Here is a 25251-nt window from a genome sequence, read left to right as displayed (position 1 = left end):
TGAGCCAGGATCAAACTCTCCAATAAAGTGTTTGATATAGCTCATAAGTTTGTACTATATAGTACGTTATTTTGTTAATTAAAAATTAACGTTGGCACGCTTGGTTTTGTTTAGTTTTCAAAGATCAGTTTTTGTCGTTTCGTCTAGAAGCGACTTTCTAAATATAACATCCACCTTAAAGCTTGTCAACATCTTTTTTAATTTTAAAATCAATGTACTCGATGTTGATTTTCGCTGCTTCATCAGCGACGTTTAATAATATATCACGATAAAAAGCTTATATCAAGTACTTTTTAATTAAAACTTTATTTATTTATGGTTTTAATTTTATTATTAAAAATAATATAAGAAGTGATTGAGTGATTGATTGATTCACACATGATTCAGCATCTTACCGCATATTTCTTCAACGAAAAAAGGCGACTAACCCGTCACCCGCGAAGAAATAAAACTAATAATCGATTTTCCCAACCTTATATTGATGCTCAAGTAATAAAACATCTTCGCATTCTTCTAATTGACCTTCTTCTTTAAGAACGCTACTTAAAATTTCAAAAGCTGGAATACGTGGTGGTTGTGTCCCTTCATTACTTGCTGTATTCAAGAGTATTGGAGCTAATTCAATATGAAGCTTACAATATTCTTTACATTTTTGCATTGAGGCTTCATTATTATCACGCAACTGATTATGCATTTTTATTAAGTCTTGATAAGCACGATGGATCATTAACGGAGTACAAGCTCGGTTCACGATCTCAATTAATATTTTTTCTGTAAGTTCATATTCCTTCGATTCATATGACCAAGAAGCAAGTCCAAATAGAAAACTACAATCACTTCTCTTCGTTTTAGCATTACTATCGGGATGATCAAATTCCTCTGACTTAATTTTTCCTCCAAAAGACCATTTTGTACAATTTCTTAAAAATGCTCTTTCATATCCTTTTAATTGATGCCAAAAGTCATCAAGCTGGAGCTGATGAATAATACCACCATATCGTTTTTCATTTTGAACTTGTTCCACTTGTTTTATTAACGATACATTTTTTAAACTTAAAAGTTTTTTTATCCCCAATTCATTCACCTCATGGACAATCTCAGATGAATTATATGAAGATCCAATCAATTTCATTACTACAAAGCCATAGCATCTCAGTCTTGATATTAGAAAAACTACTTGCCTGTTCTATTTATAATCATGTATAGTAAGTATCAAAATAAAATAACACATGTAAACCACAAGGGGAGCCATAGCTGAGATTGAACGTTGTAAAATTCGTTCTAACCCTTCGAACCTGTTAGTTAGCACTAGTGTAGGGATGTGGATGGCCATATTAAAAGCAATATTTGGAACCATCATCATATTCCAAGTATTGCTTTTTTGTATTTTCACTCCCAGAAGCAGTCATATTAGTTATCTTTTAATAGCAATGACAACTATTGGTTTTACTTTTTGGTTTTATGTAAAGAGAGAGGTTTTTAGTTTGAAAGTAAATCAACGTTTACTATTTTTAGTTGAGGTTGCGATGTTATCAGCATTGGCATTCTTATTAGATTTATTATCAGGAGTTATTGGAAAACTACCACAAGGCGGTTCGATTTCTTTAGGAATGATTCCTGTTTTTATTATTGCCTTTAGATGGGGAGTAAAAGGCGGGCTTTTATCAGGTTTATTATTCGGACTGCTACAAGCATTTCTAGGAAGTCCATATATTATTCATCCAGTACAAGGATTCCTTGATTACTATTTAGCTTTTACAGTCATTGGACTGAGTGGGATTTTCTTCAAAAAGATTCAAACTTCTTTACTAGATAAAAAGCAAAAAATGGCTATATTGTACATTACGCTAGGTACTTTGCTCGGTGGGATACTTCGTCTTACTATTCATGTCTTAGCAGGAGTGTTCTTTTTTGCTTCATTAACACCTGAAGGCACACCCGTGTTAATTTATTCAATTGGATATAATGCCTCTTATATGATTCCTACTATTATTGTTTCAGCAATAGTTGTTAGTTTCTTATTAATAACTGCACCACGTTTAGTTACTAGAAAATAATGAGTTTAAACCTTGGATAAAAGTCCAAGGTTTTTTGTATTGTTTAAATAAGGTAATAAAGGGTAAATAAAATTGACTCTATCATGTGTTCTATTTTTAGTAAAAATAACATTCCTAGAAATACTATTATTATGAATAATTTCAGGAGGGTGCTCATGTATACATATGATGAAAATAGGTTTGCAAATAAAGTAGCTGTTGTTACAGGTGGAAGCTCGGGAATTGGGCGAGCTGCCGCAATTCGTTTCGCTAAACAAGGAGCTAAGGTTTGTTTAATGGATATTAAGGAAGAGAATGCAGAAAAGGTGAAGAATGAAATTGAAGAATTTCAAGGTGAGGCACTAATTACAGATGTTGATCTTTCCGACCACAATCGAGTGAAAGAAGGAATTGAAGAAATAGTAGAAAAATGGGGCAGATTAGATATTGTATTTGCAAATGGTGGGATTAACGGAGTTCTCGCTCCCATCGAAGATTTGAGTCCAGAAGATTGGGATAATACTCTACAAATTAATTTAAAAGGTACGTTTCATACAATTAAATATGCGATACCGAAAATGAAGGATAATGGTGGAAGTATTATTATCACTAGTTCAATTAATGGAAACAGAGTTTTTTCAAACTTTGGTATGGCTGCATATAGCACATCTAAAGCCGGTCAAGTTGCTTTTGCAAAAATGGCCGCTTTGGAGCTAGCGCAATATAAAATAAGGGTAAATGTCATATGTCCGGGTGCAATCGAAACAAATATCGGAATGAACACGAAAAAAACACCGGAAGTTAAAAAGATTGATATACCTGTTGAATATCCAGAAGGAAGCCAGCCATTGGAACATGGTCCTGGTAAGCCAGAGCAAGTTGCTCAACTTGTTTCTTTCCTCGCTTCTGAGGAATCTAGTCATATAACTGGTAGTGAGATTTATATTGATGGAGCAGAATCTTTATTATAACCAGTCATAGGAAAGAAAAGCGGAAGCTTATCGTCAAGTCTACTAAACGAAATCCAAAGTTATAAATTATGATTTATACAAAAGGATCTTTCAACATTTGGATGATCCTTTTTGTGTCTATACAAGCTCCTTTGCTACACTATTCTTCAAAATACAAAATACCCAAACTTTCACTGAACTGTTCCGATAATTAGATAAATCAAATTAATAGATTGATAAATCTTCCTTTACTCTAGTTCCCTTTTTGAACGTATCCGAGGTTCTATGAAATTTCATGAAAAAGTTATCATATTAGGAGAAGCTTGAGCATGTATTAATAGAAAGAATAGATTGTAAAAAAGGCGGAGGACTTGATGATGAATATTTCTTTTGCAGTAATGTTACTTACACTTTTTTTATCATTATTCCATTTTTCTTACGGTTATAAGGAAGCGATACGGATAAGTAATGAAGAGGGACCTGTTCAAGGTTTGACTGTTATTTTCAGCCTTCCTTTAGGGTTTACATTTGCTTATTTGTCATCGATTTTTTATCACCAAGTTTAACATAGGAAGTTTTAGCGTTGTGCATATAGCATAACGCTTTTTTATCGTTTAAGAATTTATTAAATTCTTAAATTGTGGATAAGTGCTAGGCATCCAGCTCCAGCGCCTAGCCCCTATTGGGGTCTACAGCCACTCATGAATTGAAGGTTAAGAACTACTTCTATTCATGAGCGTCTTATTTGCCCAAGGCTGTTCAAGGTGCTTGCGTTATTTGTTCTTTGTCATTTCACTTTACTTACATTTTTCAATTAAATAGCAAATATCATGATTTTTTTCTTAGTTCCTTCATAAATATCAATAAAGATACACCTTTATGGGAGGTTACTTTGAAAATAGTTAATGTTATTTTTATAAATCTTTTTTACTCTTTTCTTTCGTTTATCATGACATTTGTTATTTTATTAGCTTTATTTTTAATAATGAACATACAGTTAAGTCTTATTTTTAGTATTATCATGGTACTTCTCTCTTTCGGTCTATTTTGTTTCTGCATCTATTCGTTTGTATGTATAAATAGGAACTTTCATTTTCTTTTTTTAAAGGGAATCAGCGGATTGTTCTCACTCGGATGTTTAACAATCGTGTTTACAATAGTAACCGTCTTCTTTTTTTCAATTAATCTAATGCTATCAACCGAGCTTGGCAAAAAACTTACGATCGAAGAAAAATTCGAACTATATATGCTACCGTTTCAAGAAGACCAAACGACACCAACTGACTATAATGCGATGAAGGAAAATAAATTAATCAAATCTTATCGAAATGTAACTATCTATTATACACCACCCGAAAAGGAGCTTTTACCAGTAATAGAGGGAGTACTTGATAAGGCTGATTCCTTAACAACACGTTTATTTGGGCACGTAAACGACAATAACATCGATCTAATTCTTCATGCTTCTTCAGAAGATCTTTATGATAGAACATCACTAATTGAAACGATGGGTTATTTTGATGATCCGAATGATATTGTTGGGGTGGCAATATCTGATCTCGATGAAATTGTATCTGATCAGATGCCAGGTTCATTTTATTTCCAAAGCACGATTATGCATGAATACACACATTATCGCCTACAAGCTTTTATTAAGGAGCAAGGCCTTTTTGTCTACAGGATTCCACTATGGTTTCATGAAGGTGTCGCTGAATTTGTTGGGATGTATGATGTAGCACACCGTTATTACCCTTTTCAAGAGACGTCATTTGAAAATCTAGTGACACATGATGATTGGGAAAAAAAACGTTTGGAAGACTATGATGTTTATCTCCAAAGCTATTATGCTATTGATTATTTAGTTAATCAATATGGAGAAACAATGATTAAGACGATCATTGAAGAAACGGCTAAGGTGAATGACTTTGATAAAGGATTTACCAACGCTACAGGAATAAGTGTTAAAGATTTAGAAACAAATTATTTAAAGGAAGCTAAACAATCTATTGAGGAAAAATAAAGCCTGCACATTTAGCTTGCAGGCTTTAATTCATTTGTGGGTAATTTCTTTAAACGTTTTTCTAGTAAAAACAAAATGATTCCAACCATAATAATAGAGCCACCGATAACCTGAGGTACAATCACTTTCTCATCTAGGAAGTAGTAAGCAAGAATAATGGCACCTACTGGTTCAAATAAAATCATTACAGAGATCACATTCGTGCTAACCCACTTTAATGACCAATTAAATAATGAATGACCTAATAATGTCGGGACAATTGCTAACAAAATAAACTGATACCAATCCTGAATTGGATAAGGTGCTAATGGATAGTTCAAAAGCAAGCAATAAAGCAACAATGTAATTGAGCTAATACCATACACAATAAACGTATACAACGTTAAAGAATGCCGTTTTCTAATCTCTTGCCCAAACAGCAAATACGCGGTTATCATTCCACATGCTGCAAGAGCTAACATATCCCCAAACAATGCAAGGCCACTTATTTGAAAATCCCCCCAGCTAATAATGATACTGCCAGCAATTGCAATCACCCCACTTAATATCGCAATTCTCGAAATCTTTTCTTTAAAAAAGATGTAGGTTCCGATAAACGCAAATAAAGGCTGTAGCGTAACGAGGACAACTGAGCTTGCAACAGAGGTGAAATTCAAAGATTCAAACCATAAAATAAAATGAAAGGCTAATAACACACCAGCGATCGTCGAAAATAACCAATCTTTCTTTGACATCGATTTTAACTCACCTAGGCTTTTCACGAGAAATAACGGCGCTATAAGAATTGTTGAAAAAAGTAATCGATAAAAGGCAATAACTGGCGCTGGAGCAGAAGTTAGTTTTACAAATATCGCAGAGGTTGACACAGCAATGACACCGATAAGTAGTGCTGCGTATGGAAATATGCGTGAAGAATTCATACTTTGTCTCTCCTACTCTTTAAAATAAGTTCTATATATAGCTCACTGTTGATTTTGGCACTTTTTTGATTGGAACAGATACGTAAGACTCCTGCGGGAGTACGAGTCCATGGGAGACCCCAAAGGTGCAAAGCACCGAGGAGGCTCCCAGATCGCCCTCGGAAAGCGACGTCTACAGTGGAAATCAACAACCAAGTTTAACAGAATCTAAAAATAAAACCTTTCTCATTCTACCATGAAAGGAACGATGAATAGGTGCGAAATTTGTAGATGGAATTTTCAAAAGGAGGAAAATGTATGTAGTATAATGAGAAAGAATGACAAATCGGGGGGAAATATATGATTTTACAGCTAAATGCAACACGGAAAGAAATCTTAACGGCCATTGAAAACATTCCTGAACATTTATTTAATGCAAAAAAATCAGAACACACTTGGAGTGTTGGACAAGTTCTTGAACACTTACACAAGACAGAAGTTGAAATTACAAAGGCGATTACGTACATGCTTTCATTACCACCACAAGAACCTCTAGCAGATACCCACTAGCCATAACGCTTGATCGTTCCAAGAAAATAACGGCATCATCGACAATTACTCCATCATCACAAGTACTTAATAAACGAGATATTCTTGACTCTTTATCCAAGTCTCGTAACCACTTATTGCAATTAATTGACAGCATTCCTTCTGAGCTAGATTTGACTAGAATTGGATTTAAGCATCCAGTTTTTGATAAAATTTCTTTGAAGCAATGGATCGAATTTGTTGGCTATCATGAGAAAAGGCATCTAGCACAAATTGAGGAAATAAAGGATGCTGTTACGAATGAAAGCGTCTAATCAAGGAGGATTTACAATTGAATATGATTAAAAAGCTACCTTTCCTTTTCGCTATTATATTTCTATTAAATGTAGTGTGTTCATCATTTGTTGCTGCAAATGAACCCGAGAAATTGAACATTTTATCATTAGGTGATTCGATTACGTTTGGCTATGGTCTTGAAGAGCCAACTAAAAACGCCTACCCTTATTTAATCGCGAATGGTGCTAGTGAAGTAGAAAATATTAGTTTTCCAGGTTGGACATCAACTGAATTATTAGCAGAAATCACCAAGGAGGATTCTACATCTAAGCTCCAACAAGCAGATGTGATTACATTATACATTGGGGCAAACGATTTGATGAAGGCTGTAGGGCTTAAAGAAATCTTACATTCACAGCAACCAGTTATGCTGACAGAAGAAATACAAGTACAAGTAGGACTGGCGACTCAAGCTTTGGCTGAAAATTTAACAGAGACAATTACACATATTCGAACAAATACAAATGCACCTATCTTTTTATATTCTTTATATAATCCATTTGCTGCTAATACCCAAGATGCCTTTGCAGGTTCCTTACATATGATGGGTGAGCAAATAACATCAATCGTTAACAATCAAGTAATTAGTCAAGCTGCATCTCTACCAGGTATCTATTACCTTGATGCATACTCCGCTTTTGCTGGAAAGCAAGCAGCATACGTTATTCCAAAGGATATTCATCCTACTGTTGCGGGTCATCAATCACTAGCCAAAATCGCAACAAATAAATTAGTTGAACTTCAACCAAAAGAACTGATTATTGAACCTACACTTTCAACAGAAACAGAAACCACAGAACCTGTTGTTGTTTCGATTGGAGAAATAGCAGACGTATTAGAATTGAAATGGCTACCTGGAGAAAAGAGTACAGTAGACTTTGCTAATGTGGGTAACGATATCAGTGAGAATAAATTTGAAGTATCCGAAAATGGAAAATATACGATTTATGTAAAAACTTCGAATGGAGAAGCTGTCACAACAATTGAAATTACAAACATCAAGTCAGTTCCTGATAAAGAAGAAGAACCTGTTGTTGAAGAGCCGCCAACAGAACAACCAGAAGAAGAAAATAAACCAACAACACCAGTCGTTAAACCTGAACCCGTTGAGCCTACTCCTGAGAAAGTAAGCCAAGAGGAACAGGAACAAATAAATCCTGAGGAAACACCTAAGGTTGAGAAACCCGCAAAACCTATCGTAAAATCTGGACACGCCTTACCAAACACAGCTACTTCAATGTATAGCTTTTTAATAACTGGATTATGTTTAATAGTAGTTGGTAGTGGTGTATTCATGATCCAATGGAAACGTAAAACAAAGATATCTACTACCCATTAATGAATAGAGCCCCATCCTATGAATCATTATTTAGGATGGGGCTCTTTAGTTAGCTAACCTTTATTCTCATTCTCCCTTTCCACCAGAGGATTCCCCTTTATGGAAACCACCTTTGTGCCCGCCAAAATGAAAGCCTCTTTCTCCATCAAATGGGAAGAGCTTCTGTGCTTTTGCTTCATCAGCATAGTTTGTGAAAACTTCCTCCATGATTTCATGGGTCGTTTTATCTTTCGTATCTATTCCTAGTTTTTCTGCAGTTTGTAGGACCTTCTTATCCATTACTTCCTTCACTAGTTCCCTCTCTTCTTTCCCTTCTGTTTCAATGCCTAGTTCTGCAGCATCTTTCTTAAGACTAGCTTCACGAACTTCTTTTGCTAATTCTTCAAGCTCTTTTCCCTTTGTTTCTATCTTTAATTCTTTTGCTTTGTTTAAAATGAGTGTTTCTCTTACTTCGTGAGCTAGATCTTCAACCTCTTTTCCTTCTATTTCAATATCAAGTTCTTTCGCTTTATTTTGAATGCGTGTTTTCCTAACTTCTTGTGCTAAGTCATCGACCTCTTTTCCCTCAGTTTTAATGCCAAGCTCTTTCGCTTCTTGTTTCAAGTGTGCCTCATGAACCTCTTTTGCAAGTTCCTTTGCCTCTTTTCCTTCTGTTTCAATCCCTAATTTTTCTGCTTGCTTTTGAAGAAACTCTAAATGGTCCTCAGGGTCACCATGTCTATGCCCCTTACCTGCATATGCCACCTCACCCTGTACTTCTTTAACTGACGCTTTTACTGCCTGCCCCTCTTCAGCATACGCTTGACTTGCTCCTACAACTCCTAGAGTCAATACTCCAGATAGGGCAAATGTGAGTGTTTGTTTCTTCATCTTACTACCTCCAAATAATTAAGTATTGTATTACTTTTGAGAGTGTTCTCTCCTACTGACTCTACTATCAAATCATGTCAGCAGTATGTCGGGAGTATTCCTCACCTCCACTGATCTAGATACTCTTCCTTTAGTAGCTTTTCCAATAATTGTGAATAAATTATGACCATTCTGTTACTTAACGATTAAATCATTCTATTTAGTTGTTACTTCTGTTTTCTTGTTCAACTTAAAAAAGCTTGTAGAATTGTCTGTAACATCAGACCTAATTCTACAAGCAGCTTGTTATTTAACTAATTTATAACCCTTATTTCTTTCGGTAAATCCCTGTCATTGATCCATGCTTCAATTGTTTGATTAAATAAATGAGGATAAGCAAAAGAAAAACCATGCCCGACGTTTGGGATAACGACACCCTTAGCATCAATATTACCTTCTAGAATTTTTGATAGTGATTTCTTCATGATTTGTTTTTCGTTTTCTCCTACTGTTACTAATATTTTCCCTTTACAGTTACTAAAATCAGTCGGTAGTTTGTACGATAGATTTTCTTCAAGCATATTAATAATATTTTTTGATTTCATATGTTTCGTTTCTTTATAGTACTTTTCAAAATACACTTCATCTATATACAGCTCTTTGGCCTGCAATTTTGAAAACCTTCTATTTTTCGTCAACCAAGATGTTAATTTTATCGTAGGTTTAATAATTATTTTCGTTATAGGCTTGGGCCTAACTAACGCACTATTAATGACTGCATAACTTATGAATTCAGGTGCTAAACTTATGATTTCGATTGCTATTTGAGCTCCTAAAGAAAAGCCAACTATTGTTATGCTTCTCCCATTAGCCTTTACTCTTAATAACTCAATCATCTCTTCTGCATATCCATGAATAGAAAAAGGTAAACAACTGCCGTTAATTTGGATATTCGGGACGATGCAATGATACTCTGAAAAATACTTAACCTGCTTATCCCACATCCACCCGCTAACACCTCCACCATGTAAGAAAACGATAAGTGGAGCGTTATCATTTCCATACTCTTCGTAATGTAAAGTCAAATCAAGTCACACCTTTTTGGGATTATTAACAAAACATAAACTCTTTTTCTAACATTCATTCTATAACCTTACCATAATAATCCATATTTCATTGTGTTTTCTATTTAAAAAAGGAAGTTCGTGACAAGAATCGAAAATACTAAGTATAAGTCTACTAACCTACAGTTTGGAGTGATACTATTATGCAGAAAAAGGTTTTACTAGATACAGATATTGGTGGCGACATTGACGACGCATTATGCTTAGCGTATCTACTTCGCCAGCCTTCCTGTGAATTAGTTGGGATAACCACTGTTGGAGGAGAAGTTGAAAAAAGAGCAATGGTCGCGGATGCGATTTGTAAGGCAGCTGGTAATAGCATTCCTATTTATGCAGGTGCAGACAAGCAAATGCTTCCTAGTAACCTATATCCGACACCTGATGGAGCAGCCAAACTATCAAATTGGTACCATGATACTTCTTTTAAAAAGAATCAAGCCGTAGATTTTATGCGTAAGTCTATCCATGAAAATCCACAAGAAATCTCACTTCTAGCTGTAGGGCATCTAACTAATATTGCGTTGCTTTTTCTACTTGATCCCGAAATTCCTTATTTGCTCAAAGAACTTCATATCATGTGTGGAGTGTTTTCTGAGGAATTAGAAACTAGCTTGGATATGCCTATGGCAAATTGGAATTCATGGTTAGATCCACATGCTAGTGCGATTGTTTACAATACAAATGTTCCTATTCATAGAACCTTTGCCCTCAATGTGACCACAGAGCTTGTGCTAAAACGGGATGAGAAGGTTGACCTTTTTAGCTCTAATATAATGAAAGCAGTTGAAGATTTTGGTTCACCTTGGCTCGAAAAAAATGATATGACTTTTCATGATCCACTTGCTGGTGCCTGTTTGTTTGAACCAGAGCTATGTAAGTATCAACGAGGAATTATTGATGTTGATATCTATAATAAGCAGAATCTTGGAATGATGAGTTTTCATGCAGATGTAAGGGGGAACAGAGAAATTGCTATTGAGGTAGATCGAAAAAGTTTTTTTGAGCATTACTTTTCAATTTCTTGCAGTTAGTTATACAGTATTATCATTCCATACGGGCAACTACTCGATTATTTGAGGTGTACTGATGTTCATAGAGCTAATTCTGGCGATTAAAGAAATAATTCCAACTATATTGGCTTCCCTTTTTTCGTATATTTTGATCAATTTACAGAAAAAAGTTGTAACCTACTCTCACTAGACGAATATCATGTATCTTGAGAGGAGATGGGAAAGATGACTGTAGAAGGCTACAATTATTATGATGAATTTGATTACACACGGGATTTACATGGAAAATGCAAAAAGTATATGTACCACCATGTTATTTTAACGATGCAAGATGGTAATTCTTTTGATGGGATTATTGAAGGTGTTGACGATAATGGTGTTTCTGTTTTAGTTGGCGAGGATGTAATGGAACAAGAACGCGACGACTCCGAAGATCAACGTTATGGGTATGGTTACGGTTATGGACGTCCAAGAAGAAGACGGTTTAGACGCTTTAGACGACGATTTTTTCCTTTTGCTGCCTTAGCTGCATTATCATTATTACCATACGCATTCCAACCATATCCATATTACCCACCTTACTACCCTTACTATTAAATGAGAAATACTTAGGTAAAAGAGAAAGAGCCAACATATCAGTTGGCTCTTCGTTTTGATTACTCACTTGCAACTACGATAAAAATTCCCGCATTCACCTTGTACATCTGTTTTAACCTTAAACAAACTACCTGCTTGTGGAAACTTTAACAATTCCTCATCATTCATCCCTTGGCGAGCTGTTGTAATATACAATTCATCTAAGTTCTCTCCACCAAATGCACATGATGTCACATTTTTAGCTGGCACGATGACTTCATCTAGTTGTTTGCCTAGATGTGGATCCCAGCGTGTTACTCGTGAGCCTCCCCAGTGAGCAACCCAAATCATCCCCTCTTGATCGATCGTCATCCCATCTGGTGAACCCATTTCTTGTGGAATTTTCACCGCAGGTTGCTTATATGCAAGATCCCCTGTTTGTTCATTATAGTGATAAATTGCGATTTCACCTGTTGGGGTATCAATAAAATACATCTCATTCCCATTCGGACTCCAGGCAAGACCATTGGAGATCGTCACCGATGACAGCATTTTTGATAGTTGACCATCACAGTCTAAACGATACAATGCTCCGCTACCTTTTTTGCCATTTAGATCCATTGTTCCGACATAAAACCTGCCAGTAGGGTCACATTTCCCATCATTGAAACGATTATTTGGTTTATCAGATTCAGGATCTACTATGAAAGTAAGCAGCTCTGATTCTAATTCATATTGATAGATTCCGTTTTGCATTGCTAGGATTAGTTGACCTGGTTTCCCTGGAACTACTGCACCTATATATTGATCGAATTGCAATGTTCGATTTTCATTTGTGACCGGGTCAAAATTGTGAAGCTTCTTCCCAATAATATCTATCCAATATAATCTGTTTTCTTGATGATCCCAGTGAGGACCTTCCCCTAATGTTGCTTTCACATCAAGTACGAGTTCTGCATTGTAAGCCATTTTCTCCCTCTCCCCTATGTATCTACTTCCCCATCACACCACTAACGTTATCCCTGCTTCTGTTTTATGATGCAGTCTCACTTTGTGAAAATTGACTTTCATATAAGTCCGCGTAAAAACCACCTTGTTCAAGTAGTTCTTCATGTGTTCCCTTTTCAATAATGTCTCCTTGACTCATGACAAGTATGAGATCCGCATCCCGGATCGTTGATAAACGATGGGCAATAACGAAGCTTGTTCTTCCTTCCAATAGCTTAGTCATCGCTTTTTGAATTTTCATTTCTGTTCGTGTATCAACACTACTCGTTGCTTCATCAAGAAGAAGAATTTTAGGCTTGGCTATGATGGCACGGGCAATCGTGAGCAGCTGGCGTTGACCTTGTGATAGATTTGTAGCATCCTCACCTAACACAGTGTTATAACCATCTGGAAGTGTACGAATAAAGTCATCTGCATAAGCATTTCTCGCAGCTTCCTCTATTTCCTTATCTGTAGCATATACACTGCCATAGGCAATATTTTCAGCTATCGTTCCATTAAACAACCACGTATCCTGTAACACCATCGCATACAGACTGCGAACCTGTTCTTTGCTCATATCTGTTAAGCTTACACCATCGATTTTTATTGAACCTTGGTCTAACTCGTAAAATCTCATCAAGAGATTGACAATCGTTGTTTTTCCGGCACCAGTTGGCCCAACAATCGCAACGGTTTGACCCTCTTTCACCTCAAGACTTACATCATTGATGATCGGCTGATCTTTTTCATAACCGAAATGTACATGATCAAAGACCACCCGCCCATGTAGCGCTTCAACCTCAATTTGTGCAGCCTCTTCCTGCTTTTCCTCTTCTTCATCTAATAATTGAAAAACACGTTCAGCCGAAGCAATGGCCACTTGAATCATGTTCGCAATACCTGCTGCCTGTGCTAATGGATGAGAGATTTGCTGAGTATATTGAATAAACGCTTGAACGTCACCGACGCGGATGCTTCCATTTAAAACTAGCAGACCACCAGAGATTGAAACGATTATAAACCCTAAATTCCCGACAAAGCCCATTAACGGCATCATCAGTCCTGAGATGAATTGAGCCTTCCAGCTTGAATGATACAGGCGATCATTAATCTCATCAAATTCAGCAATTGATTTTTTTTCATGACCAAATGCCTTCACAACTTGATGTCCTGTAAACATTTCTTCAATATGACCATTAATATTCCCCAGTTCCTCCTGCTGTTTCACAAAGTGCTTCTGTGAAAACTTCGTCACAAATTGTGCGACAAATAAACTAAGTGGAATTGTGATCAAAACGACTAGGGTTAAAAGTGGACTGATGACCAGCATCATAATAATAATCCCGATAATCGAAATCACTGAATTAATAATTTGTGTAAGCGCCTGTTGCAACGCTGTATTAACACTATCGATATCATTCACTGCTCTACTTAACAAATCACCATGTGAGTGTTTATCAAAATAACTTAACGGTAAGCGCGATAGCTTTTCATTAACTTCTTTTCGTAGTTGGGCAACCGTTCGTTGAGAAATACTAGCCATCACATATTGCTGGATATACGAAAACAAAGAAGATAAAAGGTATAATCCAATAAGCAGTAGAAGGATTCTAGCAATAAATTCAAAATCAATTGAGGTTCCCGCTGTAAAGCTATCAAAAATGGATGAAGTTGCATCTCCTAATAGCTTTGGACTAATGACATTGAATAACGTAGAAAAAATCGCTGCAACTGCTACGAGGATCATCTGATTTTTCCATGGCTTTAAATACCCAAAAAGTCTTTTAAATGTTTTCTTAAAATCCTTTGGTTTTTCACCAACCATCCCTGGTCCATGACGCATCGGAGGACCACCTGGACCTTTCATTTTGCTCATGCACTCGCCTCCCCATTTTCTTGAGATGCTACAATTTCTTGGTAGATTGCATTTTCATGTAAAAGCTCCTGGTGTGTACCAACACCAGCAATTTCTCCTTCATTTAAGACAATAATTTTATTTGCATCCTTTACGGTATTTACTCGTTGGGCAACAATTATAATCGTCGCATGTGATGTTTCTGTTTTTAGTGCCTGTCTGAGCATGCTATCTGTTTTATAATCGAGAGCTGAGAAGCTATCATCAAATAAGTAAATCTTAGGCTTTCTTACAAGTGCACGTGCGATCGATAACCGCTGCTTTTGTCCACCAGATAAATTAGCTCCCGCTTGCTCAAGGTTGCTTTCAATCCCATGCTCTCGTGATTGAACAAATTCAAACGCTTGTGCTGTTTCTAATGCCCCCAGAATATCCGCTTCCGTAGCATCCTCTTTGCCATAGCGCATATTTTCAGCAATTGTTCCACTAAATAAAGTAGCCTTTTGTGGTACATACCCGATCTTCTCTCTAAGTGCACTTTGCGTCATGCTTTGAATATTCACTCCTTCAATTAAAATCGAGCCACTCTCTACATCATAAAATCGCGGAATAAGTTGGAGTAATGTTGATTTCCCTGCCCCTGTACTACCGATAATCGCTGTTGTTTCACCTGGATTAGCTGTAAAAGAAACTCCTTCAAGAACAGGCTTTTCAGCACCCTCATATCGAAACGTCACATCTTTAAATTCAACGATTCCTTCCGCATCACTTGATTGTACTGCTTGTTCCGGATCTTTAATCATCGGCATTGTTAATAAAACATCATTTAACCGCTTTGCAGATACTTGGGCACGCGGAATCATAATAAACGCCATTGACAGCATGATCAATGAAAATAAAATCATCGCGGCATATTGGATAAACGCTAATAAATTCCCAACCTGCATATCTCCTTGATCAATTCGAATCGCACCAAACCAGACAATCGCAATGTTGGTGAAATTCATGATAATAAGCATGATCGGAAACATTAACGCCATCAATTTCCCAACTTTAATTCCCGTATCACGAAATTCCTCATTTGCAACATTAAAGCGACCTCTCTCAAATTCGACTTGATTAAACGCTCTGACAACTCGAATCCCTGTCAATACTTCTCTGAGAATAAGGGTCAAACGATCTGTTTTTTTCTGCTGAACGGAAAAAAGTGGGATGGCTTTTCGAGCGACGATAAAAATCACTAGCGCTAAGATAGGTAAAGCTGCGAGGAAGACGAGTGAAAGATAACGATCTCGTGATACAGCTAGTAAAACTCCGCCAACTAGCATTAATGGAGCTCTTGTCATCATACGCTGCATCATATTGATGACATCTTGAACAACCTTTACGTCATTTGTCGTTCTTGTAATTAACGAGGCTGACCCAAATTTTTCATATTCCTGTAGAGAGAAATATTCAATATGGACAAAAAGTTTTCTGCGCATATCACGGCCAAAGCCTAGCGATACCTTCGAAGCAAAAAAACTAACTCCTACCATTAATAAGATTGACATAATGGTACAAACTAGCATCCAGCCTCCAGTTTTTAAAATGAAAGGCACATCCTGATTTACGATTCCTACATCGACAATATCAGCCATTAGTGTTGGTAAATATAGTTCGAACAAGATGGCTACTAATGAAAAGAGAAAGACGAGAACTAGCTGTGTTTTATAAGGCTTTAGGTGTTTGATCATTTCTAGCATTTTAGCACCTTCTTTATATGTAGAATTTTCCATGTTTCATATTTCCTTTTTTATTATATTATACCTGGTGTTTATTAACCTAATGAAATATTTAATTGGTGGATTTATTTTTGATGTTAATGTTTAATGTTTATAGGTTAAGAGTACATGGTTAAAGTAATAGGAGTAGAGATGGATGAGGTGTATGAATGAAAGGGTCTTGCCTGATTTTTTGTATGAGATTCTATTCAACTTTTAATGCTAGTAATCTTGTTTTCTATTGTAAATATAGTATAATATTTTTATCGAATTTTTATTTTTTCGTGGGGCATTAGCTCAGCTGGGAGAGCGCTACGCTGGCAGCGTAGAGGCCAGGGGTTCGAGCCCCCTATGCTCCATATCTTTAAACCCTTGTATATCAAGGGTTTTTCTTATGTCTACAATTAACATAAAAAGACTGTTTTCACCCTTTGTTGGCAATTTGTTGGCAAACTCTATTTTTCTACTTAAATTGCCCCTCCAACCTCTTTCAAAACATTTAAAAGCAACGGCATTATTTGTATAAGCACATATCCTAATCCTGCATTCATAATTGAACTCCAAGCTCTTTCTGATTTACCAAACATAAAGAAGAAGCAAGCACCTATAATAATTACTGAAGAAATAGGAAAACTTAAAGCAACCATTAGATCAACAAGTGGATCAAGAGCATGAGCAAGCATTTCGAGAGATTTTTCACTTAACCATTCTGTTGCACCTGCTGGAATTGATTCTGGTGTTGTGTTTGAGCTGAAGCTAATGTAGGGATAAAAGATAGTGGTATTACTGAAGCTGCAGCAGTCTTTAATTGTTTAAAACTTTTCTTTTTCTTCACCTTATAGTCACCTGACATAAACTCACTAATAGACATTGTTTGTGTTCTCATGTTGATCATCCTCTCTTTGTGCCTTTGCGTTTTTTAGTTGTCTTTCTCTTCTTACGCTTCTTCAACCCGTAATCAAGAGCTATCAGACTGACTTTTATCGCTGCCTTTTTCCACATGTTAGTTCCCCCTATTTAATGTCATCCCATAGATACACCTGGACATTTAAACCTTCGCAAAGAGATTGGAGTTTTTTCTTTTTATAGGGTGTCGTTGTGATCCAGATAAGAACAAAGTTAGGATTGAATTCAGACAATTGTCGATATCTTTTTATCTTCGCTGTGTTCTTTATCATTGATTGCTTAAAATCTACCTCTACAAAGTGATGGACCTTATTAGCAATATAAATCGAGTCTGAAACGATTGAAATTTTTGTGTTAGGGATTGCGATCTTCATTTCATTTTTCCATGATGAAGGTCTGCCAAGAGCAATATACAAATCATTTCTCATTAGGAAATGATTGATCATAGCAGTTTTCTTTCTTACTTTTGTAGCACCTACCCTTTCGCGGCCATCTTTATTTAAATAGTAAATGTTCTTTCTGTCATGGGTAAAAGAAGAAATACACTCTGACATATTGCTTAGAACGCGTTGAGTATTTCTGACCTTTCCTAAATTGTGAAGTTTTTGTATTTGTTCTCGATCCAGATAATCAAGGCGTTTCAGTGATAATAAAATCGCTTCCTGTCTTTTCTCCTTCTCTATGTTCAACTTTGTCACTCTCCTTTTCCTTTCGAGGTCTAATGACAATGTGAGGTGTAATACGTTTTTGGATCTCCTTATTATTGATGAAAGGAGTTTGGACAACCTGGCTTTTTACGTTTTTATAAATCCCTCGGCCTGGTATTAGTGGTAATTCTTCAGCACCAGTTTGACCTAACGCGGTATTAGAAGCTACAGCATCATCTAAAACAAAACATAAACGGGATGGAATATTTCTTTTTGTTTGTTGTGGAATTGATTGGCTAGAAGGATACTGGGTTGCGTAGATCAAATAATAACCAGCTCCCCTTCCTCTTCTTGCTATATCTGTGACAACATCCATACATGCTGAATCATCTGCAATATCAGCTGCTTCATCGATGATGATAAAATGGCGTTCTTTTCTTCCAGACTCTTTTATATCCTCAAAACCTTTATCAACTATATCTGTGTAAGCTTCATTCATTTTCATTTGAATATCTTCTAAAATGTCCTTAGCTTCCTTTGGATCCCTAGTGAAGTCTTTCGTTTGCTTTAAATCTTCAAACCGTTTAAAAGCAGAGCCACCTTTTAAATCGATCAAATGTAAATTAGTGTTATTAGGTTGCTGCAGAACAAGGGAGGTTACGATTAGTTTTAAGATTGCGCTTTTTCCGTATCCAGTAGCACCAGCAATAATTAAGTGTTTATGTTCGTCAAAGTCATGTCTAACTACACCTTGACGAGTGTTACCAATAGAAACGGACCATGTACCTGGCTTTAAGTAACTTTCATCCCACTCATACTGATCTTGCATTCTTTCGTTGTAAACCTTAACCTTTAACATTCCATCAAAATTAAGCTCAATTTCTTTCCTCTTAATCTTTTTGTTTGTAAGGATCTTTTTAATTTGTTTCAAAACTGTTTTATCAAACCTGATCTTTAACAGATCAGAAGGATCAAACTCAAAGTGTTTATGGCGTATGTTTAAACCATCCTCTAATATGTGCTTATCTGCTTCAATCTTTTTACGGTCAAATCCCAACGGAATCTGGTACACATATTCAACACCACCTTTAAATTTGGCTTTTCTTTGAAGTCGAATTGTTTCTCCATTTCTTCCGTTCCATCCAGAGTTAGCGAAAATTTTTTGTATTTTATCTGCATCATTTGAAGTGGAGCCACTCTGTTTTAATGAAGCATAACCAGCTAAACCACCCATAACAATAATTGATCCAATTTCGAATAACATCACACCACCTCCAATTTGGATATTACGTAGTAATAGTTGCTCGTAAAACGCATTTTCAAAATACGCTTCATTCCTTGGGATTACTAGGTTTCATCAATGCGTTTTCCCATTCGCTACACGTATTTGAATTGGTATAGGTAAAACGCACACTATAACGTCCTTGTCTTGGTATCCTTTTGTGTAGATGATAATGTATATGATCGCGCATGACGTTTTCTTGCCTGTCCCAATATAAAAAAATTTAAAGGACAAACAGTTTTTTTATAGAAGATTAAAGTTGGGTGATAATATGAAGATTGAATGTAAATTAAAAGATTTTCTAAAGGAGACTGGCATTAAGCAAAAGTTCATTGCTGAAAAAGCAGAAATTTCACAAGGTACATTGAGCTTAATAATTAGAGGGGAATCCTTACCCACTTTACCAGTAGCTTATAAAATAGCAGGAGTTGTGAATAAACCTGTTGAAGAAATTTGGGTGAGAGTAGATGAGTAATCGATATAACATCATGCATGTATACTGGAATGGTCCATATAAGATGATCAAAGTCATGGATTGGAGAGACGGTAGGATGATCGGTTTTACGATCGATGAGATTGATAAGGATAACTTAGATCCTGAATTGAGGGAGTATATTCGTTCGATTAAGGATGATATTGAGGGTGGCAAGTACAATTATAAGATATAATACTAAATAAAGGACATTAGTATTTTAGGGAGGGCAATATGAATAGAGGGGAATTTCAAGAACTTGCTCATATAAGATTAACAGATGCCAAAGTGTTACTCGATAATGAGTGTTATGATGGAGCATATTATTTAGCTGGTTATGTGATTGAATGTGCTTTAAAAGCTTGTATTGCTAAGAGAACAAGAGAGTTTGATTTTCCAGACAAACAAATTGTCGATAAGATTTATTCTCACAAATTAACACAGTTGCTTAGTGTGATAGGTATTCAACCACCAGAAGATATAGAAGTAAACTGGGCAGTAGTTAAAGATTGGTCAGAACAACACCGATATAAGAGACAACATACTGAAATAGAGGCTAAAGACATGTACGAAGCAGTGTCTGATCCAGATGAGGGGGTGTTGGAATGGATAAAACAACATTGGTAGAAAAAGATTTTGCGGAAGGAGCAATATTAATTAAAGAACTTGATAAAGCTCATATAAATGTTCATTCTGCTTTCTGGTTATATAATACTGAAGAAGACAATTGGAGGCTGGTTATTGCTTCAAAAGTTGCTGATTTTTCTAGTCCTAGAAGAGCATATTCACAAATTAAAAGAGTGTTAAAGAGACTGGAGAGTATAGGCGATTCCATCGATTTTTCTTTGGAGAATATTTCTGTAATTAGCCCTAATCACCAATTGATTAAAATACTTAGTACAGTTGTAACCACAGGCCCCGATCAAATATCTGGCATGAGGGTAACAAGAAATAGAATAGGTAATAGTTATATTGAGGACGCATTTATCTATAGGATACAAGACTAAAGCCCTTCCGATGAGGAAGGGCTTTATATTTTTTAAAACATTTCATCGAATGTGTCTTTACCAACTAATCCATCTGACGTTAAGTTGTTATCATCTTGGAAGATTTCTACTGCAGACTCACATCCATTGCCAAATATACCGTCAAATCCTTTAGGATTGTAACCTAAGCAATAAAGCATCCCCTGAATAATACGCGTAATATTCCCCTTCGCACCTTTTTTAACTGTGCGAATTGCAGACTTAGTTTTTGGACCCCATTTGCCATCGACAACTAACTTTGCACCAAACTGTTTGTTCAATTCTGTTTGTAATGCTTTGATTGCTTCAGTCTTAGTTTTATCTCCATAGATGCCATCAACAACTAATCCGGCTTTATAAGTAGAATTTAGCCACTTTTGGAAAGTCTTAATAAAACTATTCCCAGAAGGTTTTTTAACTATTTCTGACTTTACTTGAGTTTTAGGGGCTTCAGCGATCTTCATATTACCTATAAACCACTCTAAAGATTTTGTACCGTGCAAATTGTTTAGATCTAAATAACTTGGATACCAAGAAACTTTCCCCTTTTCAGTATACTGCCATAGATCACACAAGAAATCCGGCTTTTTGTTAGCAGTTCCATCATTCACTCCATAACGAGGGATCCATAGGAAATCAGCTTTAACCTTGTCCATTCCATTCGGTTTATAAAAATGGTGTCCGGTGTATAGACCCGTTTTCCATCCTGCATTTTTACAAACATCAATAAAAGCCTGGCTAGCTTGTACGATTTGATTCTTAGGTGTTGTTAACTCTTCAACATCAAGAACAAGGAATTTCGCCTCTTTATCAATACGATTTAAGAAGTCGTTTGCTTCCACTTTAGCATCAACAACAGAAACAAAACGGCCATAGGCATAATGACCAAAGGGAATGCCGTATTTCTTGCAGTGAGCTACATGATTCTTATATTCTCTATCGATCGTATTTGATCCATATTGTACACGGATAATAAAAAGAGCCACTTCTTTAGCAGCTTTTGCCCAATTTATTTTATTGGATGGTTGGTGATGAGATATATCAACAATTAGACTCTTCATTTCATGTCCTCTCCTTCAGTTTGATCTTGGTTCAAAATATTCTTTCTAGAATCAGATCGCTGTGCTTTGGCTTGGATTTCCGAAGCTATACTCTCAAGCACCTTAACTGGTACCCATCTTTCCCATCCAGCTCTTTTAAAGTTAGCAGCTGCACTCATTAAGGTGTGATATATTAATCCTCCTGTAATCATAAAAAAGAAGATACCAAATTCAAATCCACTAATATTCATAGAGGTCTTTAAAGCAATATCAATTAAATTCCCTACAACAGGTAATAAAAACATAACCAAGGTACGGAATACACCAGCTTTTCCATATTCACTCGTATAAGTACCATCTTTCTTTGCAGCACTAATTCCACTAATCCAGTCTAATGCTGTAACAGATAGTAAGATTCCTATCCAAATGAGGTTTCCCACTCCATAAAACATATTTAATAGAAATCCGACGGGCCCAAGTAACGCTGCTCCCTTTTCAAACTTTCCGTTAAAAAGATCATTAAGTAAATTCATTATATCCACCCTTTCAAGGCAAAATAAAAAGAACCCTAATTGTTTGGGTTCTCGATTATTAATGTATTCCCGATCATTTCATTTCTTTGAGGAACTTCTTTCCATTCAGTTGCGGTTATCGTAAGAGGATAGACTATCAAAAGCAATAAAACTACTAAAAGTAACTTCTTCATAACTATCCTCCTTTACGATTTATTGTTGTTCAACAGTTACCGGTACCACTAGTTTTATATCAATTTTGGAAAATATCGTGTTTCCGATCAGCACCGTATGAATGTCATTGCTGTTCAGTTGTTCATTAAGTAAAATAGGATCATACGTTTCAACTTCAATTGTTAAATCTTGCCCACTATGTGTTACTACGTTTAAGGTCATTAAAAAGTTCCTCCAATTCTTGATTGAATAAATAATCTTGAAATGATATTCGCATTTACACGACCTAGTTGATTTGGTGTTATTGTCACCTCATGCCATTGGCCACGATTTATACGACCACCTGAATCTTTGGAAAGGTACGGGATTAAATCAATATCTGAACCACTTGTTGAAGTGACAGGTACTATATTTCCATCAACTTCGACTACTACTGCACTCGGTGTTTCGGATAACTTGAATATACCATGCTCGATATCGTGTGTATGGTTGGGTAAAGTAATCGAATGACTATGATCCGGTATATCTATATCATGTGTGTGGTTTGGAATATCCAAGTTGTGTGTATGATTCGGAATTGTAACAGAATGAGTATGACTTGGAATATTTGTTGAATGCGTATGAGTAGGAACATTAACTGAATGTGAATGGCTGGGTACAGCAACACTATGTTGATGTGGATAAATACTGTGAGTATGTGAATCCATCCCATAAGTGCTTTGTGTCTTAGGCCATGCTGTTTCAGCAATCCCAGCTGTTACTTCTTCCTGTAAATTTGTTGTACCATTCCAACCTCCACCCGAACTAGAAGATTCAGTTGAACCGCCTCCACTACTGGAAGTTTGGGTTGATCCACCACCACTGGAACTAGTTTGTGAAGATCCTCCACCTGAGCTGGATGTTTGAGTAGATCCACCTCCACTTGATGTTGACTTTACAACCGCACCACCAGCACTTGTTGATTCTACAATTGCACCACCACCCTTAGTTGCTTTAGAATAGGCTCTAAATTGTTCGGTTTCATAAGATAAAGTTAGTGTATTAACATTCACTAAATCATCAGGCAAATAAAAACGGATAACCGCAGGATTGTTTTGATCGCAGTTATCCGAATAGTCGTGACTATCAATATTTGTTGAGCCCTGGCTATAAGTTTCATTAACCAGCTGCTTCTTTTCTAAATCAGTAATAGTTGTTTCTAGTGGTTCTCTGACATTTCCTAGATCAAACTTAATATCTTGAGGATTGCCATAAATATCAGACCTAACAATTTTCACAATACGTAAGTCGATATTGGTTTCGGTATCTTCATCCTCTACCCTTAATATTTTGCTAATGCCGTATTTTACAATTTTATAAGGGTCAATTAATTCATAGTTAATACAATCCACAGAAACGGTTGTAAGTGGGTCCTTATAGCGATTTAGCAATGCTTGAGCACTCGCTTTTAAAGACTCAGCATCCTCAAAACGTCGATCGGGCCATATCTGTTTTTGTAATCCGTATTCATCAATTGAAGCTTGATCCTGTAGGTAAGGAATGCCACCATTAACTTTTTCAATCCCTAGCTGATTGACTCCTTCGCCATAACCGAGTGGATAAATACGGTTTACAATTCCGTATGGATCTTCCTCTTTTTCGATTCCTTTTAAATTCTTGCCAAACCTCAAAGTATCAACATATTCATCAGTTGGTGATATAAGGTTTAGGGTAAACGGAAATGTAGTATCGTCCCAATCCCATAAATACGACTGGTCGAATGGTTTTGGCACACTAACTATGCCGTTCAATAAGGATTCTTCATTTTCCCATGCATAATGGAAATAACGAGTGAAATCTACTCTCCCTAGCTGCCAAAACACCTCTTCTTGCATGTCGATAAGAGCCTGGAGAACTTGTCTAGTCGTATAATTCGTGAATTGATTGTAACGAAAAAGGACTTCACTATGTAAAGTCCCTAATACGTGTTCGCAAGTATATGTGATTGATCTGTCACTCTCATTTTTCTTTGTTAGAATAGGCTGAACAATGAACATGCCAATCCTTTTATCATGATCCCAAAGCTCGATAAAGTTCTTGGGAGTAATCTCTTTTCGTTTAGGATCATCAAGTGGAAGTGTGAATTGACATGTCCATATGTTATTTTGTTCTAAAGTGTATCCAATTTTATAAGCTTTATGCAGGATAGCTTTAAGGTTCATGTCCCTGTCGTAGACATGTATGTGCTTCTTTTTCAAAGTTTCACCTCACTAAAAAAAGCCACCTAAGTGACTCTAAAATGATATTTTCTTACTGCGGTTTTTTCCACTTGCTATGAGTTATTACAAAACTTGATATATAAAGGTTTATCGTTATTTATTAAACTTTATAAATACAATTGCGACATAAGTGTTTTGACTCTTTTCGTTTGTTTCAAACTCTATACAACATCTAATATTATCATCTATCATAAAATTCATAAGGAGGTATTAATATGTTATTTAATCATCCACCAGAATTTTATAAAAACCGCAACACCCCTGAATATCGAGGTAAATTATCAGCACAGCAAACAGGAATGTTAAATCATCGATCAAAATTAACAGATCATCTGGTTATTGAGATTAGAAAAGAATATAACCAAGCAATATTAACTGGTAAATCCAAATTTCAAACTCAAAAAATACTCGCTGAAAAATACAATGTAAAACGACCAACTATATCAGATATTGTATTGAGAAAGACTTGGATACATATATAAGAAGCACCCAATTTTATGAGTGCTTCTTAATGCGGAATTTACTCCAATTAAGCATTAATTTGAGTTACATTATTCCCGAAACTGTCTCCACCTAATTTTATATATCCACACCATGAGTTTGCATCTAAAGGTGCATCTACCGTCAATGGATTTGCTG

The 25251-nt window shown here is 36.1% G+C and carries 30 protein-coding genes, 1 tRNA gene and 1 riboswitch; of the genes, 15 read left to right on the top strand and 16 right to left on the bottom strand.

Annotated elements, in window-relative coordinates:
- Positions 1-451 precede the first annotated feature (451 nt).
- Positions 452-1075, bottom strand: a complete 624-nt coding sequence (locus I7822_RS28350) for a hypothetical protein (protein WP_207982377.1) — start codon at positions 1073-1075, stop codon at positions 452-454.
- A 156-nt stretch (positions 1076-1231) separates the two neighbouring features.
- Positions 1232-1337: riboswitch (TPP riboswitch) on the top strand.
- Positions 1338-1484: 147 nt separating this feature from the next.
- On the opposite strand from I7822_RS28350, the gene thiT reads away from it, so the two are divergent.
- The 4 genes from thiT to I7822_RS28330 all read left to right on the top strand — a co-directional run bounded on the left by thiT (position 1485) and on the right by I7822_RS28330 (position 5006).
- Positions 1485-2057 (top strand): energy-coupled thiamine transporter ThiT, encoded by a 573-nt coding sequence (gene thiT, locus I7822_RS28345; RefSeq protein ID WP_243459738.1) that lies wholly within the window; start codon positions 1485-1487, stop codon positions 2055-2057.
- A gap of 155 nt (positions 2058-2212) precedes the next feature.
- Positions 2213-3007 (top strand): SDR family oxidoreductase, encoded by a 795-nt coding sequence (locus I7822_RS28340; RefSeq protein WP_207982376.1) that lies wholly within the window; start codon positions 2213-2215, stop codon positions 3005-3007.
- A gap of 353 nt (positions 3008-3360) precedes the next feature.
- Positions 3361-3552, top strand: a complete 192-nt coding sequence (locus I7822_RS28335; RefSeq protein ID WP_207982375.1) for a hypothetical protein — start codon at positions 3361-3363, stop codon at positions 3550-3552.
- A gap of 581 nt (positions 3553-4133) precedes the next feature.
- The gene (locus tag I7822_RS28330) at positions 4134-5006 is read left to right on the top strand and encodes a hypothetical protein (protein WP_207982374.1); all 873 of its coding nucleotides are present in this window, start codon (positions 4134-4136) and stop codon (positions 5004-5006) included.
- An 11-nt stretch (positions 5007-5017) separates the two neighbouring features.
- Here the strand turns inward: I7822_RS28330 and I7822_RS28325 are convergent, their stop codons facing one another.
- Complete coding sequence (locus tag I7822_RS28325) at positions 5018-5926, bottom strand: DMT family transporter (RefSeq protein ID WP_207982373.1); 909 nt, start codon at positions 5924-5926, stop codon at positions 5018-5020.
- A 339-nt stretch (positions 5927-6265) separates the two neighbouring features.
- Between I7822_RS28325 and I7822_RS28320 the strand changes: the two genes are divergently transcribed.
- From I7822_RS28320 to I7822_RS28310, 3 genes are read left to right on the top strand one after another with little or no spacing between them, the layout of a single operon-like run.
- On the top strand, positions 6266-6475 hold the full coding sequence (locus I7822_RS28320) for a DinB family protein (protein ID WP_207982372.1): 210 nt from the start codon (positions 6266-6268) through the stop codon (positions 6473-6475).
- A complete protein-coding gene (locus I7822_RS30110) occupies positions 6439-6768 on the top strand; it encodes a DinB family protein (protein ID WP_207982382.1) in 330 nt (109 codons plus the stop codon). Before I7822_RS28320 ends, I7822_RS30110 begins: the two co-directional genes overlap by 37 nt.
- A 23-nt stretch (positions 6769-6791) precedes the next feature.
- Complete coding sequence (locus I7822_RS28310) at positions 6792-8129, top strand: SGNH/GDSL hydrolase family protein (RefSeq protein ID WP_243459739.1); 1338 nt, start codon at positions 6792-6794, stop codon at positions 8127-8129.
- Between the two features lie 66 nt (positions 8130-8195).
- Here the strand turns inward: I7822_RS28310 and I7822_RS28305 are convergent, their stop codons facing one another.
- Positions 8196-8999: a hypothetical protein gene (locus I7822_RS28305; protein ID WP_207982370.1), complete on the bottom strand. Its 804-nt coding sequence runs from the start codon at positions 8997-8999 to the stop codon at positions 8196-8198.
- A 293-nt stretch (positions 9000-9292) separates the two neighbouring features.
- The gene (locus I7822_RS28300; RefSeq protein WP_207982369.1) at positions 9293-10063 is read right to left on the bottom strand and encodes an alpha/beta fold hydrolase; all 771 of its coding nucleotides are present in this window, start codon (positions 10061-10063) and stop codon (positions 9293-9295) included.
- A 182-nt stretch (positions 10064-10245) separates the two neighbouring features.
- On the opposite strand from I7822_RS28300, the gene I7822_RS28295 reads away from it, so the two are divergent.
- Together I7822_RS28295 and I7822_RS28290 are read left to right on the top strand one after the other, a co-directional pair.
- Positions 10246-11133 (top strand): nucleoside hydrolase, encoded by an 888-nt coding sequence (locus tag I7822_RS28295; RefSeq protein ID WP_207982368.1) that lies wholly within the window; start codon positions 10246-10248, stop codon positions 11131-11133.
- 204 nt (positions 11134-11337) lie between these two features.
- Positions 11338-11709: a small nuclear ribonucleoprotein gene (locus I7822_RS28290; protein WP_243459737.1), complete on the top strand. Its 372-nt coding sequence runs from the start codon at positions 11338-11340 to the stop codon at positions 11707-11709.
- 63 nt (positions 11710-11772) lie between these two features.
- Here I7822_RS28290 and I7822_RS28285 read toward each other — a convergent pair whose 3' ends face one another.
- The 3 genes from I7822_RS28285 to I7822_RS28275 form a co-directional block, all read right to left on the bottom strand.
- Positions 11773-12657, bottom strand: coding sequence for an SMP-30/gluconolactonase/LRE family protein (locus I7822_RS28285; protein ID WP_207982367.1), 885 nt, complete (start codon positions 12655-12657; stop codon positions 11773-11775).
- 64 nt (positions 12658-12721) lie between these two features.
- Positions 12722-14554 (bottom strand): ABC transporter ATP-binding protein, encoded by a 1833-nt coding sequence (locus I7822_RS28280; RefSeq protein ID WP_372442264.1) that lies wholly within the window; start codon positions 14552-14554, stop codon positions 12722-12724.
- Positions 14551-16278, bottom strand: coding sequence for an ABC transporter ATP-binding protein (locus I7822_RS28275; protein ID WP_207982380.1), 1728 nt, complete (start codon positions 16276-16278; stop codon positions 14551-14553). Before I7822_RS28275 ends, I7822_RS28280 begins: the two co-directional genes overlap by 4 nt.
- 304 nt (positions 16279-16582) lie before the next feature.
- Between I7822_RS28275 and I7822_RS28270 the strand changes: the two genes are divergently transcribed.
- Positions 16583-16655: transfer RNA gene (locus tag I7822_RS28270), tRNA-Ala, on the top strand.
- Between the two features lie 108 nt (positions 16656-16763).
- Here I7822_RS28270 and I7822_RS28265 read toward each other — a convergent pair.
- The 4 genes from I7822_RS28265 to I7822_RS28250 form a co-directional block, all read right to left on the bottom strand.
- Positions 16764-16979 (bottom strand): hypothetical protein, encoded by a 216-nt coding sequence (locus tag I7822_RS28265; protein WP_207982366.1) that lies wholly within the window; start codon positions 16977-16979, stop codon positions 16764-16766.
- A gap of 17 nt (positions 16980-16996) precedes the next feature.
- Entirely contained in the window at positions 16997-17182 is a 186-nt protein-coding gene (locus I7822_RS28260; RefSeq protein ID WP_207982365.1) for a hypothetical protein, read from the bottom strand.
- 127 nt (positions 17183-17309) lie between these two features.
- Positions 17310-17900, bottom strand: a complete 591-nt coding sequence (locus I7822_RS28255; protein WP_372442263.1) for a replication-relaxation family protein — start codon at positions 17898-17900, stop codon at positions 17310-17312.
- A complete protein-coding gene (locus tag I7822_RS28250; protein ID WP_207982363.1) occupies positions 17833-19113 on the bottom strand; it encodes an FtsK/SpoIIIE domain-containing protein in 1281 nt (426 codons plus the stop codon). Before I7822_RS28250 ends, I7822_RS28255 begins: the two co-directional genes overlap by 68 nt.
- Positions 19114-19402: 289 nt before the next feature.
- On the opposite strand from I7822_RS28250, the gene I7822_RS28245 reads away from it, so the two are divergent.
- From I7822_RS28245 to I7822_RS28230, 4 genes are read left to right on the top strand one after another with little or no spacing between them, the layout of a single operon-like run.
- A complete protein-coding gene (locus I7822_RS28245; RefSeq protein WP_243459736.1) occupies positions 19403-19606 on the top strand; it encodes a helix-turn-helix transcriptional regulator in 204 nt (67 codons plus the stop codon).
- Positions 19599-19799: a hypothetical protein gene (locus I7822_RS28240; RefSeq protein WP_207982362.1), complete on the top strand. Its 201-nt coding sequence runs from the start codon at positions 19599-19601 to the stop codon at positions 19797-19799. The genes I7822_RS28245 and I7822_RS28240 overlap by 8 nt, the downstream gene beginning before the upstream one ends.
- 38 nt (positions 19800-19837) lie before the next feature.
- Complete coding sequence (locus I7822_RS28235) at positions 19838-20230, top strand: HEPN domain-containing protein (protein WP_207982361.1); 393 nt, start codon at positions 19838-19840, stop codon at positions 20228-20230.
- On the top strand, positions 20209-20610 hold the full coding sequence (locus I7822_RS28230) for a hypothetical protein (RefSeq protein WP_207982360.1): 402 nt from the start codon (positions 20209-20211) through the stop codon (positions 20608-20610). Before I7822_RS28235 ends, I7822_RS28230 begins: the two co-directional genes overlap by 22 nt.
- Positions 20611-20642: 32 nt before the next feature.
- On the opposite strand, the gene I7822_RS28225 is transcribed toward I7822_RS28230, so the two are convergent.
- Genes I7822_RS28225 through I7822_RS28205 form a run of 5 tightly spaced genes read right to left on the bottom strand, consistent with a single transcriptional unit; the run spans position 20643 to position 24591 of the window.
- A complete protein-coding gene (locus I7822_RS28225; protein ID WP_207982359.1) occupies positions 20643-21689 on the bottom strand; it encodes a GH25 family lysozyme in 1047 nt (348 codons plus the stop codon).
- Positions 21686-22201 carry a phage holin family protein gene (locus tag I7822_RS28220; protein WP_207982358.1) on the bottom strand — a complete coding sequence of 172 codons (516 nt, stop codon included), beginning with the start codon at positions 22199-22201 and terminating at the stop codon, positions 21686-21688. The genes I7822_RS28225 and I7822_RS28220 overlap by 4 nt, the downstream gene beginning before the upstream one ends.
- 35 nt (positions 22202-22236) lie before the next feature.
- Positions 22237-22374, bottom strand: coding sequence for a hypothetical protein (locus tag I7822_RS28215; protein ID WP_207982357.1), 138 nt, complete (start codon positions 22372-22374; stop codon positions 22237-22239).
- 19 nt (positions 22375-22393) lie between these two features.
- Complete coding sequence (locus I7822_RS28210; RefSeq protein WP_207982356.1) at positions 22394-22576, bottom strand: hypothetical protein; 183 nt, start codon at positions 22574-22576, stop codon at positions 22394-22396.
- The gene (locus tag I7822_RS28205) at positions 22576-24591 is read right to left on the bottom strand and encodes a phage tail spike protein (protein WP_279382031.1); all 2016 of its coding nucleotides are present in this window, start codon (positions 24589-24591) and stop codon (positions 22576-22578) included. The genes I7822_RS28210 and I7822_RS28205 overlap by 1 nt, the downstream gene beginning before the upstream one ends.
- 236 nt (positions 24592-24827) lie before the next feature.
- On the opposite strand from I7822_RS28205, the gene I7822_RS28200 reads away from it, so the two are divergent.
- Positions 24828-25094: a hypothetical protein gene (locus I7822_RS28200; RefSeq protein ID WP_207982355.1), complete on the top strand. Its 267-nt coding sequence runs from the start codon at positions 24828-24830 to the stop codon at positions 25092-25094.
- Positions 25095-25251: the final 157 nt, after the last annotated feature.

The organism is Metabacillus bambusae (genome assembly GCF_017497975.1).
Lineage (GTDB): Bacteria > Bacillota > Bacilli > Bacillales > Bacillaceae > Metabacillus > Metabacillus bambusae.
Note: the sequence above shows the minus strand (reverse complement) of the source record. Positions and strands in the feature narration are given on the sequence as shown.

Bases quoted from the DNA above. Each gene is read 5' to 3' on its own strand.
- I7822_RS28340 (WP_207982376.1), top strand. From the start codon at position 2,213: ATGTATACATATGATGAAAATAGGTTTGCAAATAAAGTAGCTGTTGTT.
- I7822_RS28335 (WP_207982375.1), top strand. From the start codon at position 3,361: ATGATGAATATTTCTTTTGCAGTAATGTTACTTACACTTTTTTTATCA.
- I7822_RS28325 (WP_207982373.1), bottom strand. From the start codon at position 5,926: ATGAATTCTTCACGCATATTTCCATACGCAGCACTACTTATCGGTGTC.
- I7822_RS28320 (WP_207982372.1), top strand. From the start codon at position 6,266: ATGATTTTACAGCTAAATGCAACACGGAAAGAAATCTTAACGGCCATT.
- I7822_RS28310 (WP_243459739.1), top strand. From the start codon at position 6,792: ATGATTAAAAAGCTACCTTTCCTTTTCGCTATTATATTTCTATTAAAT.
- I7822_RS28305 (WP_207982370.1), bottom strand. From the start codon at position 8,999: ATGAAGAAACAAACACTCACATTTGCCCTATCTGGAGTATTGACTCTA.
- I7822_RS28295 (WP_207982368.1), top strand. From the start codon at position 10,246: ATGCAGAAAAAGGTTTTACTAGATACAGATATTGGTGGCGACATTGAC.
- I7822_RS28290 (WP_243459737.1), top strand. From the start codon at position 11,338: ATGACTGTAGAAGGCTACAATTATTATGATGAATTTGATTACACACGG.
- I7822_RS28285 (WP_207982367.1), bottom strand. From the start codon at position 12,657: ATGGCTTACAATGCAGAACTCGTACTTGATGTGAAAGCAACATTAGGG.
- I7822_RS28280 (WP_372442264.1), bottom strand. From the start codon at position 14,554: ATGAGCAAAATGAAAGGTCCAGGTGGTCCTCCGATGCGTCATGGACCA.
- I7822_RS28275 (WP_207982380.1), bottom strand. From the start codon at position 16,278: ATGCTAGAAATGATCAAACACCTAAAGCCTTATAAAACACAGCTAGTT.
- I7822_RS28265 (WP_207982366.1), bottom strand. From the start codon at position 16,979: ATGCTTGCTCATGCTCTTGATCCACTTGTTGATCTAATGGTTGCTTTA.
- I7822_RS28260 (WP_207982365.1), bottom strand. From the start codon at position 17,182: ATGAGAACACAAACAATGTCTATTAGTGAGTTTATGTCAGGTGACTAT.
- I7822_RS28250 (WP_207982363.1), bottom strand. From the start codon at position 19,113: ATGTTATTCGAAATTGGATCAATTATTGTTATGGGTGGTTTAGCTGGT.
- I7822_RS28245 (WP_243459736.1), top strand. From the start codon at position 19,403: ATGAAGATTGAATGTAAATTAAAAGATTTTCTAAAGGAGACTGGCATT.
- I7822_RS28240 (WP_207982362.1), top strand. From the start codon at position 19,599: ATGAGTAATCGATATAACATCATGCATGTATACTGGAATGGTCCATAT.
- I7822_RS28235 (WP_207982361.1), top strand. From the start codon at position 19,838: ATGAATAGAGGGGAATTTCAAGAACTTGCTCATATAAGATTAACAGAT.
- I7822_RS28230 (WP_207982360.1), top strand. From the start codon at position 20,209: ATGGATAAAACAACATTGGTAGAAAAAGATTTTGCGGAAGGAGCAATA.
- I7822_RS28225 (WP_207982359.1), bottom strand. From the start codon at position 21,689: ATGAAGAGTCTAATTGTTGATATATCTCATCACCAACCATCCAATAAA.
- I7822_RS28220 (WP_207982358.1), bottom strand. From the start codon at position 22,201: ATGAATTTACTTAATGATCTTTTTAACGGAAAGTTTGAAAAGGGAGCA.
- I7822_RS28215 (WP_207982357.1), bottom strand. From the start codon at position 22,374: ATGAAGAAGTTACTTTTAGTAGTTTTATTGCTTTTGATAGTCTATCCT.
- I7822_RS28210 (WP_207982356.1), bottom strand. From the start codon at position 22,576: ATGACCTTAAACGTAGTAACACATAGTGGGCAAGATTTAACAATTGAA.
- I7822_RS28200 (WP_207982355.1), top strand. From the start codon at position 24,828: ATGTTATTTAATCATCCACCAGAATTTTATAAAAACCGCAACACCCCT.